Origin of the sequence: Citrobacter sp. wls826 (assembly GCF_005281245.1) — a bacterium.
GTDB lineage: Bacteria > Pseudomonadota > Gammaproteobacteria > Enterobacterales > Enterobacteriaceae > Citrobacter > Citrobacter braakii.
Genome location: NZ_SZWS01000064.1, coordinates 170,042 through 182,265 on the forward strand (window position 1 = coordinate 170,042; position 12,224 = coordinate 182,265).

Annotated in this window: 15 protein-coding genes; 7 read left to right on the forward strand and 8 right to left on the reverse strand. The window is 50.2% G+C overall.

From position 1 onward, the window contains the following. Positions 1 to 692, forward strand: a 692-nt coding sequence (locus FDW87_RS23205; protein ID WP_252363281.1) for a beta-lactamase, incomplete at its 5' end; no start/stop codon positions are given. A gap of 93 nt (positions 693 to 785) precedes the next feature. Beyond that, the gene (locus tag FDW87_RS20755) at positions 786 to 1,319 is read left to right on the forward strand and encodes a lipocalin family protein (RefSeq protein ID WP_049271636.1); all 534 of its coding nucleotides are present in this window, start codon (positions 786 to 788) and stop codon (positions 1,317 to 1,319) included. Here the strand turns inward: FDW87_RS20755 and sugE are convergent. Further along, a complete protein-coding gene (sugE, locus tag FDW87_RS20760; RefSeq protein WP_016151397.1) occupies positions 1,316 to 1,633 on the reverse strand; it encodes a quaternary ammonium compound efflux SMR transporter SugE in 318 nt (105 codons plus the stop codon). The genes FDW87_RS20755 and sugE overlap by 4 nt on opposite strands. A gap of 256 nt (positions 1,634 to 1,889) precedes the next feature. Between sugE and FDW87_RS20765 the strand changes: the two genes are divergently transcribed. Beyond that, positions 1,890 to 2,489, forward strand: coding sequence for a LuxR C-terminal-related transcriptional regulator (locus FDW87_RS20765; RefSeq protein WP_047414968.1), 600 nt, complete (start codon positions 1,890 to 1,892; stop codon positions 2,487 to 2,489). 30 nt (positions 2,490 to 2,519) lie between these two features. Here the strand turns inward: FDW87_RS20765 and ecnB are convergent, their stop codons facing one another. From ecnB to efp, 3 genes are all read right to left on the reverse strand, one after another. Beyond that, positions 2,520 to 2,666 carry a lipoprotein toxin entericidin B gene (gene ecnB, locus FDW87_RS20770; RefSeq protein WP_016151395.1) on the reverse strand — a complete coding sequence of 49 codons (147 nt, stop codon included), beginning with the start codon at positions 2,664 to 2,666 and terminating at the stop codon, positions 2,520 to 2,522. A gap of 107 nt (positions 2,667 to 2,773) precedes the next feature. Next, the gene (gene ecnA / locus FDW87_RS20775) at positions 2,774 to 2,908 is read right to left on the reverse strand and encodes a lipoprotein antitoxin entericidin A (RefSeq protein ID WP_016151394.1); all 135 of its coding nucleotides are present in this window, start codon (positions 2,906 to 2,908) and stop codon (positions 2,774 to 2,776) included. A 57-nt stretch (positions 2,909 to 2,965) separates the two neighbouring features. Then, positions 2,966 to 3,532: an elongation factor P gene (efp, locus tag FDW87_RS20780; protein WP_003025478.1), complete on the reverse strand. Its 567-nt coding sequence runs from the start codon at positions 3,530 to 3,532 to the stop codon at positions 2,966 to 2,968. 41 nt (positions 3,533 to 3,573) lie between these two features. Between efp and epmB the strand changes: the two genes are divergently transcribed. Beyond that, positions 3,574 to 4,602 (forward strand): EF-P beta-lysylation protein EpmB, encoded by a 1,029-nt coding sequence (epmB, locus tag FDW87_RS20785; RefSeq protein ID WP_049271634.1) that lies wholly within the window; start codon positions 3,574 to 3,576, stop codon positions 4,600 to 4,602. A 183-nt stretch (positions 4,603 to 4,785) separates the two neighbouring features. Then, a complete protein-coding gene (yjeJ, locus tag FDW87_RS20790) occupies positions 4,786 to 5,649 on the forward strand; it encodes a YjeJ family protein (protein WP_137380122.1) in 864 nt (287 codons plus the stop codon). An 86-nt stretch (positions 5,650 to 5,735) separates the two neighbouring features. Here yjeJ and FDW87_RS20795 read toward each other — a convergent pair whose 3' ends face one another. The 3 genes from FDW87_RS20795 to FDW87_RS20810 all read right to left on the reverse strand — a co-directional run bounded on the left by FDW87_RS20795 (position 5,736) and on the right by FDW87_RS20810 (position 8,325). Continuing rightward, positions 5,736 to 6,089, reverse strand: coding sequence for a DUF4156 domain-containing protein (locus tag FDW87_RS20795; RefSeq protein WP_016151391.1), 354 nt, complete (start codon positions 6,087 to 6,089; stop codon positions 5,736 to 5,738). A 252-nt stretch (positions 6,090 to 6,341) separates the two neighbouring features. Further along, positions 6,342 to 7,988: a chaperonin GroEL gene (groL, locus tag FDW87_RS20805; RefSeq protein WP_003025464.1), complete on the reverse strand. Its 1,647-nt coding sequence runs from the start codon at positions 7,986 to 7,988 to the stop codon at positions 6,342 to 6,344. Positions 7,989 to 8,031: 43 nt separating this feature from the next. After that, positions 8,032 to 8,325, reverse strand: a complete 294-nt coding sequence (locus FDW87_RS20810; RefSeq protein WP_000027827.1) for a co-chaperone GroES — start codon at positions 8,323 to 8,325, stop codon at positions 8,032 to 8,034. 275 nt (positions 8,326 to 8,600) lie between these two features. On the opposite strand from FDW87_RS20810, the gene yjeH reads away from it, so the two are divergent. Then, positions 8,601 to 9,866: an L-methionine/branched-chain amino acid transporter gene (gene yjeH, locus FDW87_RS20815; protein ID WP_049271628.1), complete on the forward strand. Its 1,266-nt coding sequence runs from the start codon at positions 8,601 to 8,603 to the stop codon at positions 9,864 to 9,866. 48 nt (positions 9,867 to 9,914) lie between these two features. On the opposite strand, the gene FDW87_RS20820 is transcribed toward yjeH, so the two are convergent. Beyond that, complete coding sequence (locus FDW87_RS20820; RefSeq protein ID WP_016151389.1) at positions 9,915 to 10,391, reverse strand: FxsA family protein; 477 nt, start codon at positions 10,389 to 10,391, stop codon at positions 9,915 to 9,917. A 338-nt stretch (positions 10,392 to 10,729) separates the two neighbouring features. Between FDW87_RS20820 and aspA the strand changes: the two genes are divergently transcribed. Beyond that, the gene (aspA, locus tag FDW87_RS20825) at positions 10,730 to 12,166 is read left to right on the forward strand and encodes an aspartate ammonia-lyase (protein WP_016151388.1); all 1,437 of its coding nucleotides are present in this window, start codon (positions 10,730 to 10,732) and stop codon (positions 12,164 to 12,166) included. Positions 12,167 to 12,224: the final 58 nt, after the last annotated feature.

Genomic DNA, 12,224 nt, shown 5'->3' on the forward strand with positions numbered 1-12,224 from the left:
TACGCTTTTATCAAAACTGGCAGCCGCAATGGGCCCCAGGCGCTAAACGTCTTTATGCTAACTCCAGCATTGGTCTGTTTGGCGCCCTGGCGGTGAACCCCTCAGGCATGAGCTACGAAGAGGCGATGACCAAACGCGTCCTGCGCCCCTTAAAACTGGCGCATACCTGGATTACGGTTCCGCAGAGCGAACAAAAAGATTATGCCTGGGGTTATCGCGAAGGAAAGCCAGTGCATGTATCCCCTGGGCAACTTGATGCCGAAGCCTACGGGGTGAAATCGAGCGTTATCGATATGACCCGTTGGGTTCAGGCCAACATGGACGCCAGCCAGGTTCAGGAGAAAACGCTCCAGCAGGGCATCGAGCTTGCGCAGTCACGTTACTGGCGTATTGGCGATATGTACCAGGGCCTGGGCTGGGAGATGCTGAACTGGCCGGTGAAGGCCGACTCGATAATTAGCGGTAGCGACAGCAAAGTGGCCCTGGCAGCGCTTCCTGCCGTTGAGGTAAACCCGCCCGCGCCTGCCGTGAAAGCCTCATGGGTGCATAAAACGGGCTCCACTGGCGGATTCGGCAGCTACGTTGCTTTCGTTCCAGAAAAAAACCTTGGCATCGTGATGCTGGCAAACAAGAGCTACCCAAACCCTGTTCGCGTCGAAGCCGCCTGGCGCATTCTTGAAAAACTGCAGTAACGGACAAGGAGGCCCTGGATATTGGGCTTCCTTTCTTTCTCTTTTTTTCCTGCTGTCATCTACACTTAACAAAAATCCAGCAAGGAAAATCCCATGCGCATTCTGCCCGTCGTTGCTGCAGTTACGGCTGCATTTCTGGTTGTCGCTTGCAGCACCCCAACACCACCGAAAGGTATTACCGTAGTAAATAACTTTGATGCCACACGCTATCTGGGCACCTGGTATGAAATTGCGCGTTTCGACCATCGATTCGAGCGCGGACTGGAAAAAGTGACTGCTACCTACAGCCTGCGCGACGACGGCGGTATCAATGTTATTAACAAGGGCTATAACCCGGACAGAGGAATGTGGCAGAAAACGGAGGGGAAAGCCTACTTCACTGGCGACCCAAACCGCGCTGCGCTCAAGGTCTCGTTTTTTGGCCCCTTCTATGGCGGGTATAACGTGATTGCCCTCGACAGGGAATATCGTCACGCGCTGGTTTGCGGGCCGGATCGCGACTACCTGTGGATCCTTTCACGGACCCCTACTATTTCAGATGAAATGAAACAGCAAATGCTGGCCATCGCGACCCGGGAAGGGTTTGAGGTGAATAAGCTGATTTGGGTAAAACAGCCTGGTGCTTAGTGGGTGCTCAGCTTGAGGCCAATAATACCGGCCACAATCAGCCCGAGGCTCAGTAACCGCGCCGGGCTGGCAGATTCACCCAGCAGCAGAATCCCTGTAATGGCCGCGCCGACTGCGCCGATACCAGTCCATACTGCATAGGCGGTTCCTACAGGCAACGTACGCATTGCCCAGGAGAGCATGGCGATACTGACGATCATTGCCACAATAGTGATAATGCTTGGCGTCAAACGCGTAAAACCGTGGGTATATTTCAGGCCAATCGCCCAGACAACTTCGAGCAGACCTGCAATTAATAAAACGATCCAGGACATATCAGGCTCCAGAACAATGGGGCCGTCCCCGGTGAAAGAAGCGTTTGCAGGTCGTCCTGCAAAGCTGATGTGTGAAATGGCATTTTTGCCCGAGAGAAAATGAATTTCAACCTTTTTATTCGCTGCCCGTTAAAAGCAAGAATTAAGCATAATTAGCGGCGTAGTTCCCGCATTTGGCACTCATCGGAGTTCTCTATGATGAAGGGCTTTCTGAATCCGGAAAGTCGATTGCCTCTCTTCTGAATGCGAAAAGGTTATGCTTAAAATTTTAGTGATTGATCGGTGCCACTTTACCCGTACAGGGATTGAGGCCTTGCTTAATCATTCTGGCAGGTTCAGCTCCTCATTTCTTGTGTCAGGGATCAATAATCTCCTGTTAGCAAAAGAGCATATTTTGCAGTGGAAGCCACATCTGGTGATCGCGGATTTATACAGTTTTATTAGCGAGACGCATACCAGTCCGCCAATTAAACCCTTTTTCATGAGCTGCGGCGTCATCCCGCTGATTTTACTGCAATCAGTTGAAAGACAGCACGCCTCAATTGCTTCCTCTCAATCCGTCGCCTATTCGGTCTTAACCAAGCACACCACGCTGAACGCGCTCTCACACACGATTCAGGAGGCGCTACAGCTTCGTCCCACGTTAGAAATAGCCGAAAACGCGACTCCGCTGCTTACGCCGCAGGAGGAGAAAGTATTGTCGATGTGGATGGATGGTGTGAGTAACAATGCGATAGCCGCCGCACTCAGCATTCATGGCAAGACGGTCTACACCTATAAACGGAATATCCGCATGAAACTGCACATGGGGAACCGCTTCTCACCGTTTCTCTCACTCCCCGGGAAGGGGAATTAACGGTACGACGTGACGTCGTACCGTTCATGATTATTGTTGAGCTTTTGTCGCTGCACCAGAGATTGCGCTACCGCCCTCAGAGATATCCTGCCCAACACCTTTCGTGGTATTGCACGCAGTCAATACTGAAGAAAGAACCAACACAGAAAAGATCGCTGCAATTGTCTTTTTAACCATAACGTCTTCCTTTTCTAGCCAATATTGTTTGTGTATAGCTCATTAATAATAGACAAGATCCGCAAGTGTGATGGATAAACAACCGTTTTTAAGACTATGAGAGAGTGTTAGCTGGCGGCGTGAGAGATTGAATTGCCAAGATGTTTGATGTCTTCACCGAAGCCGCGCGCGGTATTACAACCCGCCAGGAGAGTGCTGGTGAAAAGGATGAGCATTACAAGACTGAGAAGACGTTTCATCATTCCTGCCCTGGAAAAAGTATGGCGCAGCAACCTGCGCCATAAGATCAAATAGATATCTTATTTTACGCGAGAAACGTATTCGCCGGAGCGAGTATCCACTTTGATCACTTCACCGATCTGTACGAACAGCGGAACTTTAACGACTGCGCCAGTAGACAGAGTAGCCGGTTTGCCGCCAGTACCAGCGGTATCGCCTTTCAGACCTGGGTCAGTTTCAACGACTTCCAGCTCAACGAAGTTTGGCGGAGTCACGGAGATCGGCTGACCGTTCCACAGGGTCACGATGCATTCAGCCTGGTCCAGCAGCCATTTAGCGTTATCGCCTACCGCTTTCTCGTCTGCAGCCAGCTGTTCGAAAGTGGTGTTATTCATAAAGTGCCAGAACTCACCGTCGCTATACAGGAAGGTCAGGTTCATGTCGGCTACGTCTGCGCCTTCAGCGGAGTCGGTGGACTTGAAGGTTTTCTCTACGCGAGTACCGGTCAGCAGGCGACGCAGCTTAACGCGCGCAAATGCCTGGCCTTTACCTGGTTTAACGAATTCGCTGGCTTCAACCGCATAAGGTTCGCCGTCCAACATGATTTTAAGACCAGCACGAAAATCGTTGCTATAGTACGTTGCCATAAGGCCCTCTGAAAATTGTTAACTGGTAGCTAAGCCACAAAATGGCGCATATTGTAACCCTAAATACCCCATCCAGAGAAGATTGGTTATCGCAACTTGCCGATGTTGTGACCGATCCTGATGAACTTCTGCATCTTTTGAATATAGACGCAGATGAAAAACTGTTGGCCGGACGCGACGCGAGACGACTTTTCGCCCTGCGCGTACCGCGCGCCTTTATTGCTCGTATGGAAAAAGGCAATCCGGACGATCCACTTTTGCGTCAGGTACTTACTTCCCAGGAAGAGTTTGTTGCTGCACCTGGCTACTCGACCGATCCGCTGGAAGAACAGCACAGCGTGGTCCCCGGTTTGCTGCATAAATATCGCAACCGGGCGCTGTTGTTGGTTAAAGGCGGTTGCGCGGTAAATTGTCGCTATTGCTTCCGCCGACACTTCCCCTATGCCGAAAACCAGGGCAATAAGCGCAACTGGCAGGTCGCCCTGGACTACATTAGCGCGCATCCTGAGCTGGATGAGATTATCTTCTCCGGTGGTGATCCGCTAATGGCCAAGGACCATGAACTGGACTGGTTACTCACGCAACTGGAAGCCATCCCGCACATTAATCGTTTGCGCATTCACAGCCGTTTGCCGATTGTGATCCCCGCGCGCATTACTGAAGGACTGGCCCAGCGCTTTGCGCGCTCCTCCCTGCAGGTTCTGCTGGTCAACCACATTAACCACGCCAATGAGGTCGATGAGGCATTTCACCAGGCGATGGTCCGACTGCGTACCGCTGGCGTCACCCTACTCAACCAAAGCGTTTTGCTGCGTGGCGTGAACGATAACGCACAAACACTGGCGAACCTGAGCAACGCCCTGTTTGATGCGGGGGTGATGCCCTATTACCTGCACGTACTGGACAAAGTGCAAGGTGCCGCCCACTTTATGGTCAGTGACGATGAGGCACGTCACATTATGCGTGAACTGCTGACGTTGGTTTCCGGCTATATGGTCCCCAAACTGGCGCGTGAAATTGGCGGTGAGCCAAGTAAAACGCCATTGGATCTGCAACTACGCCAACAATAACCATTATTGAGTGTCCGATTCCGGACACTCACCACGATTACTTATTATTTAAATCCTCACAAGTGGAGCCACGCTTTTAATCTGTGCTATTTTAATTAGCGCTATAAAATCATTAATTCATAATTTGCATCATTAGAACCAAATTCATAATATTAATAAATATATGGTTAGGGAGAACCTTTTATGACTATAAGTATTAAAGGCATTAATACCGGTGTTATTCGTCAAAAGAATGAATTTATTGCCTTAGCATTAAAGATAAAAGAACAAAGGAATAAAACGTCGTTATTTTTTCTTTCTCCGCTTGGGCTAAGAGATCTGCTTATCGCCCTGGAAAGCAGGCTATCCGTCAAACATCAGCTTAGCGAAGAAGAGCATGCGCAATATGAGAAGGAATGCGATAAAGTCAGCCAAAAGATGCACGAAAATATTCCTTTGATTCAGGAAGATGAGCTAAAAAATGCCGACATTAATCGTCGCATAAATTCGCTGATGTTAGTGGATGACAAAGGCGAAAACTTAACATTTTCTCTGACACTGCATGATGGACAAACGTGTGAATTACTGATTAATGAACGACAGATTCGGGTGCTGGCCCATGCTGTTATTCATGCAATAAATAATGCTGGCATGCGGGAATTAGCGCTACGAATTACATCACTGCTGGATTTCCTGCCGCTGTACGATGTTGATTGCCGGGCAAACGACAATCTGGAATACGACTCTTATACGCACCCCGAATGGAAACAAAGCCTGTTTAATCATTATCTGGCGATTATTTACCGCTATACGGATGATCAAGGAAAAGCCCAGTTCTGTGGTTCGGTAGTAAAAACTCGCGCCCCTTCCGGCAGCAAAGAGGCCGAAGCCATTACTCGCCGTCTTCTCGATTTCAGCCCACGGCTGAAAAAGCTTGCTGGTGTACCGTGCCAGGTGTTTGTCAGAACGTTGACGGGTGATAAGACGCAAAAGCTCAATCAGGATCAGTGCCTGCGCGCGCTGCATCATTTACGCGCTCAGTCAGCGCATAACGCTCAAAATGCCTGATGTCGCTGCGCTTATCAGGCCGACGAATTTGTATCGTAGGCCTGATAAGACGTTTTAGCGTCGCCATCAGGCATCAACAGCATTTATCAATTTGGGCACTTATAAACCTGTCCGGTCATTTCACTGGCAGTAGGAACAAAGCTGGACAGCATTCCCTGTGATGGGCTGCTGACGCCATAAATCACGTTACCACCCATTGCCGCAGCCTGGTTACGCAGATCGTTTGCTGCGCCACGCATAGAGCCACCCTCTTCGCCGTGCTGGCCAGAAAGCCAGTTGCTTTGCGTACCGGTTGCAGTGCCAATCAGTTGACACTCTGCGCCAGGCTTCTCTTCGACGAAGCGTACGCTTTGCCCGGCTGAACTCAGTTCGTTGCTGGAGCTACAACCCGCCATCAGTAGCGCGGCACCAACGATCCCTGCTAAATATTTCACGTGCATGTCATTCCCCATAATCAATGAGCTGGACGTTATGTCCGTAGCTGAATCATATACTAAAAAGATGACCAAAAGAAAAACCCCCGGACATTTCTGCCCGAGGGTTTCTCATTTTTCGCGAGATACGTATTTAATCAAATAATTCAAGTTGCAGGCAGGCGGCAGGTTCATGAATCCCCCAGTGCTTACATGAGTAAGTGACTGGGGTAAACGAACGCAGCCAATGAACCTGCGGCTTGAAGTATGAAGATTAAATTACATCATGCCGCCCATTCCACCCATGCCGCCCATACCACCAGCAGCACCTAAGTCAGGCGCATCGCCTTTCGGCAGGTCAGTAACCATGCACTCGGTGGTGATCATCAGACCCGCAACAGAAGCCGCGTACTGCAGAGCTGAACGCGTTACTTTGGTTGGATCCAGGATACCCATGTCGATCATGTTACCGTATTCTTCAGTTGCAGCGTTGTAACCGTAGTTACCGTCACCCGCTTTCACGGTGTTAGCCACTACAGACGGCTCTTCGCCGCAGTTCAGTACGATTTGACGCAGCGGAGATTCCATTGCGCGCAGCGCAACTTTAATACCTACGTTCTGGTCTTCGTTCTGACCTTTCAGACCGGCAATCTTAGACGCTACGCGAATCAGCGCAACACCACCACCAGCAACCACGCCTTCTTCTACCGCAGCACGAGTCGCGTGCAGGGCATCTTCAACGCGGGCTTTCTTCTCTTTCATTTCAACTTCAGTCGCAGCACCAACTTTGATAACCGCAACGCCGCCTGCCAGTTTCGCTACGCGCTCCTGCAGTTTTTCACGGTCGTAGTCGGAAGTTGCTTCTTCGATCTGCTGACGAATCTGAGTCACGCGACCCTGGATTGCAGCTTCGTCACCCACGCCATCAATGATGGTGGTGGTGTCTTTGTTGATAACAACGCGTTTCGCCTGACCCAGATCTTCCAGAGTTGCTTTTTCCAGCTCCATACCGATCTCTTCAGAGATAACGGTACCACCGGTCAGGGTAGCGATATCCTGCAGCATCGCTTTACGACGGTCGCCGAAGCCAGGCGCTTTAACCGCCGCGACTTTCACGATACCGCGCATGGTGTTAACAACCAGAGTTGCCAGCGCTTCGCCTTCAACATCTTCAGCGATGATCAGCAGTGGTTTACCCGCTTTTGCTACTGCTTCCAGCACCGGCAGCATTTCGCGGATGTTGGAGATTTTCTTGTCAGCCAGCAGGATGAACGGGCTTTCCAGTTCTACTGCGCCAGTTTCCGGCTTGTTGATGAAGTAAGGAGACAGGTAACCACGGTCGAACTGCATACCTTCAACCACGTCCAGTTCGTCCTGCAGACCGGTACCGTCTTCAACGGTGATCACGCCTTCTTTACCGACTTTGTCCATCGCTTCAGCGATCAGTTTACCTACGGTTTCGTCGGAGTTAGCGGAGATAGTACCAACCTGAGCAATCGCTTTAGAGTCAGAGCACGGTACGGACAGTGCTTTCAGTTCTTCAACGGCAGCAGCGACAGCTTTGTCGATACCACGTTTCAGATCCATCGGGTTCATGCCCGCAGCAACGGCTTTCAGACCTTCAGTGATGATGGACTGCGCCAGTACGGTTGCGGTGGTGGTACCGTCGCCTGCAGCGTCGTTCGCTTTAGAAGCAACTTCTTTCACCATCTGCGCCCCCATGTTTTCGAACTTGTCTTCCAGTTCGATTTCACGGGCTACGGAAACACCATCTTTAGTGATGGTCGGTGCACCGAAAGATTTATCCAGAACTACGTTACGGCCTTTTGGACCGAGGGTAACTTTCACTGCATCTGCCAGTACGTTTACGCCGCGCAGCATTTTCACACGAGCGTCGTTACCGAATTTTACGTCTTTAGCTGCCATTTTCTCTTTCCCTTAAATTCGTATGTTCAGTGTCGTTCGCGGATTAGGCTTCAACAATTGCCAGGATGTCACTTTCAGACATGATCAACACTTCTTCATTGTCGATCTTCTCAGATTTAACACCGTAGCCATCGTTGAAAATAACGATATCGCCGACTTTAACGTCCAGCGGCTGTACGGTACCGTTGTCCAGGATGCGGCCCTTACCGACAGCGATGATTTCGCCACGAGTTGATTTACCTGCTGCAGAACCGGTCAGTACGATGCCGCCAGCAGATTTAGATTCAACTTCTTTACGTTTGACGATCACACGATCATGTAACGGACGAATACTCATTGATAGCTCTCCTTTGAGAAAGTCTTTATCAGTTATGGGTGACGCCGGCCCGTGAACGGTTTCCCGGCTAGTGACCAGAGAAATGGGGATGGGGCTTTGTACCTTCAAGGGGGCAAGCGAAAAAAAATTTATATCAGCAGAAAATTCCGTCAAAACGCCGACGCGCATCACATTTTATAACGATTTCAGTCACGTCGTCATAAGCAAATACGATTGTGATACCATCAAAAATCTGCGCTGTAGCCCGGTCAATGGGCATAACCGGATAACAACTTATGAGCGGACTGAAACAAGAGCTGGGACTGGCTCAGGGCATTGGCCTGTTGTCGACATCATTGCTAGGTACAGGCGTTTTCGCCGTCCCTGCGCTAGCCGCGCTGGTGGCTGGCAACAACAGCCTGTGGGCCTGGCCGGTGCTGATTGTTTTAGTCTTTCCCGTGGCGATTGTCTTTGCCGTACTGGGTCGTCATTTTCCCAGCGCGGGTGGCGTGGCGCATTTTGTTGGTATGGCCTTTGGCCCACGCCTGGAGCGCGTCACCGGATGGCTATTTTTGTCGGTGATTCCCGTCGGCTTGCCTGCGGCATTACATATTGCCGCCGGATTTGGTCAGGCAATGTTTGGCTGGCATGACGAACAGCTTCTGTTGGCAGAGCTCGGTACGCTGGCATTGGTTTGGTATATCGGCTCCCACGGTGCCAGCTCTAGCGCTAATCTGCAAACGGTCATTGCCGGATTGATTGTTGCCCTCATTGTCGCCATCTGGTGGGCGGGCGATGTGAAACCTGGCGAAATCCCCTTCCCTGCGATAACCGAGATTGAGCTCCCCGGACTGTTCGCCGCACTGTCGGTGATGTTCTGGTGTTTTGTTGGCCTTGAAGCGTTTGCCCATCTGGCATCTGAATTCAAAAACCCAGAGCGGGATTTCCCGCGCGCGCTGATGATCGGCCTGCTGCTTGCGGGCTCTGTTTATTGGGCATGCACCGTCGTCGTGCTTCATTTTGGCGCCTACGGTGAGCAAATGGCGGCGGCGGCCTCACTGCCAGAGATCGTCGTGCAGTTATTTGGCGTACAGGCACTGTGGGTCGCCTGCATCATTGGTTATCTGGCCTGTTTTGCCAGTCTCAACATTTATATTCAAAGCTTCGCCCGGCTGGTCTGGTCGCAAGCGCAATATAAGCCGGAAAGTCATCTGGCGCGTCTGTCTCCCCGTCACCTTCCGCGCAATGCGCTAAACGCCGTATTGGGCTGCTGCGTGATCAGTACGTTGTGCATCTATATGCTGAAAATCAATCTCGATGCGTTAATCGTCTATGCTAACGGCATCTTTATTTTGATTTATTTGCTGTGCATGCTGGCGGGATGTCGATTACTGAAAGGGCATTATCGCATGCTGGCGGTCATTGGCGGTCTACTGTGTCTGCTGCTGTTGGCAATGGTTGGCTGGAAGAGCCTGTATGCGCTGATTATGCTGGCAGGGCTGTGGCTGTTTTTACCCCGCAGGCCGGATAAGGCGACGTTGACGCCGTCATCCGGCAGATAAGCATTTTGCCTGATGGTGCTCACGCTTATCCGGCCCGCATACTGATGCTTAATCCCGAGGATCGTCTTTATGATCAATACGGTTGCGATCGTCGTCTTTGCGCTGAAATTCGCCATCAAAGGTCTCACCGCCACCGGTTCCGGCGCTAAAACCACCGCCCGGCATACGCGAAAAACGCAAATGCGGCAGCAGTTTCATCGTCAGATGTTTTTGCACCGGGGGTAATAAAAGAAGAAGACCGAGGAAATCGGTGAAAAAACCGGGCAGTACCAACAGCAGACCAGCAATGATCAGCGACACGCTCTTGATCATTTCTGCAGCCGGACTTTCACCAGCCGCCATTTTTTGTTGCATCAGTAAAAAGTTTTTAAATCCCTGGTTACGAACCAGAGACATACCGATAACCGACGTAAAAATAACCAAAATCAGCGTCATCAGGACACCCAGGACATGGGCAACCTGAATAAAAATAGATATCTCTATGTAAACATAGAGAAAAATGGCAAGTAATGGTATCCAGCGCAAAGGGTTCTCCTGTCAATAACAGTCGTTTTTTTCAACGCCTGTCCGATGAATTATGTGACTCGCATCAATTAGATGTTGAGGTGGTTAGCAAAATTTCAAGTCGCTTGTACACTTATTTTTAGTATTAATCCTAAAGGGGTGATCCATTTCACAGAATAATAAATAAGGGGTAAATTCCACGCTTTAAGTGATCCAGATTACGGTAGAAATCCTGAACCAGCATATGATCTCGAGTATCAGACCGATGCAGGGGATAATCGTCGGTCGAGAAACAATCGAAATCACATATATCCTGTGTGTTTAGTCAAATCATTGGCAGCTTGAAAAAGAAGGTTCACATGTTAAACAACATTCGTATCGAAGAAGACTTGTTGGGTACCAGGGAAGTTCCAGCGGACGCCTACTACGGTGTTCACACTCTGAGAGCGATTGAAAACTTCTACATTAGCAACAACAAAATCAGCGACATTCCTGAATTTGTTCGCGGTATGGTAATGGTTAAAAAGGCAGCGGCAATGGCCAACAAAGAGCTGCAAACCATTCCTAAGAGTGTGGCAAATGCCATCATCGCGGCGTGTGATGAAGTCCTGAATAACGGAAAATGCATGGATCAATTCCCGGTAGATGTTTACCAGGGTGGTGCGGGTACCTCCGTCAACATGAACACCAACGAAGTGCTGGCCAATATCGGTCTGGAACTGATGGGTCACCAGAAAGGTGAATATCAGTACCTGAACCCGAACGACCACGTTAACAAATGTCAGTCTACCAACGACGCTTACCCAACTGGCTTCCGTATCGCGGTATACGCATCCATCATCAAACTGATCGATGCCCTGAACCAGCTGCGTGAAGGCTTCGAACAAAAAGCTGTTGAATTCCAGGACATCCTGAAAATGGGCCGTACCCAGCTGCAGGATGCTGTACCGATGACCCTCGGTCAGGAATTCCATGCTTTCAGCGTACTGTTGAAAGAAGAAGTGAAAAACATTAGTCGTACCGCTGAGCTGCTGCTGGAAGTTAACCTCGGTGCAACTGCAATCGGTACTGGTCTGAACACGCCGAAAGAATACTCCCCGCTGGCAGTACAGAAACTGGCTGAAGTCACTGGCTTCGCCTGTGTTCCGGCAGAAGACCTGATTGAAGCAACTTCTGACTGCGGCGCATACGTTATGGTTCACGGCGCACTGAAACGTCTGGCTGTTAAGATGTCCAAAATCTGTAACGACCTGCGTTTGCTCTCCTCTGGCCCACGCGCTGGTCTGAACGAGATCAACCTGCCGGAACTGCAGGCTGGTTCTTCTATCATGCCAGCAAAAGTGAACCCAGTTGTTCCAGAAGTCGTAAACCAGGTTTGCTTTAAAGTCATCGGTAACGACATCACCGTTACTATGGCATCTGAAGCTGGTCAGCTGCAGCTGAACGTAATGGAGCCGGTCATTGGCCAGGCAATGTTTGAATCCATTCACATTCTGAGCAATGCTTGCTACAACCTGCTGGAAAAATGCGTTAGTGGTATCACTGCTAACAAAGAAGTCTGTGAAGCGTTTGTATTCAACTCCATCGGCATCGTTACTTACCTCAACCCGTTCATCGGTCACCACAACGGCGACATCGTCGGTAAAATTTGTGCCGAAACCGGTAAGAGCGTACGTGAAGTTGTCCTGGAACGCGGTCTGTTGACCGAGTCTGAACTGGACGATATCTTCTCTGCACAGAACCTGATGCACCCTGCTTATAAAGCAAAACGTTATACTGATGAAAGCGAACAGTAATCGTGTAGGGTAGTACCGGAGAAGGCACGTCATGATGACGTGCCTTTTTTCTTACTCG

Excerpts from the sequence above, each read along its gene's own strand:
- efp (WP_003025478.1), bottom strand. The coding sequence starts at position 3,532 with ATGGCAACGTACTATAGCAACGATTTTCGTGCTGGTCTTAAAATCATG.
- groL (WP_003025464.1), bottom strand. The coding sequence starts at position 7,988 with ATGGCAGCTAAAGACGTAAAATTCGGTAACGACGCTCGTGTGAAAATG.
- FDW87_RS20755 (WP_049271636.1), top strand. The coding sequence starts at position 786 with ATGCGCATTCTGCCCGTCGTTGCTGCAGTTACGGCTGCATTTCTGGTT.
- FDW87_RS20795 (WP_016151391.1), bottom strand. The coding sequence starts at position 6,089 with ATGCACGTGAAATATTTAGCAGGGATCGTTGGTGCCGCGCTACTGATG.
- sugE (WP_016151397.1), bottom strand. The coding sequence starts at position 1,633 with ATGTCCTGGATCGTTTTATTAATTGCAGGTCTGCTCGAAGTTGTCTGG.
- FDW87_RS20810 (WP_000027827.1), bottom strand. The coding sequence starts at position 8,325 with ATGAGTATTCGTCCGTTACATGATCGTGTGATCGTCAAACGTAAAGAA.
- FDW87_RS20765 (WP_047414968.1), top strand. The coding sequence starts at position 1,890 with ATGCTTAAAATTTTAGTGATTGATCGGTGCCACTTTACCCGTACAGGG.
- ecnA (WP_016151394.1), bottom strand. The coding sequence starts at position 2,908 with ATGATGAAACGTCTTCTCAGTCTTGTAATGCTCATCCTTTTCACCAGC.
- aspA (WP_016151388.1), top strand. The coding sequence starts at position 10,730 with ATGTTAAACAACATTCGTATCGAAGAAGACTTGTTGGGTACCAGGGAA.
- yjeJ (WP_137380122.1), top strand. The coding sequence starts at position 4,786 with ATGACTATAAGTATTAAAGGCATTAATACCGGTGTTATTCGTCAAAAG.
- epmB (WP_049271634.1), top strand. The coding sequence starts at position 3,574 with ATGGCGCATATTGTAACCCTAAATACCCCATCCAGAGAAGATTGGTTA.
- ecnB (WP_016151395.1), bottom strand. The coding sequence starts at position 2,666 with ATGGTTAAAAAGACAATTGCAGCGATCTTTTCTGTGTTGGTTCTTTCT.
- yjeH (WP_049271628.1), top strand. The coding sequence starts at position 8,601 with ATGAGCGGACTGAAACAAGAGCTGGGACTGGCTCAGGGCATTGGCCTG.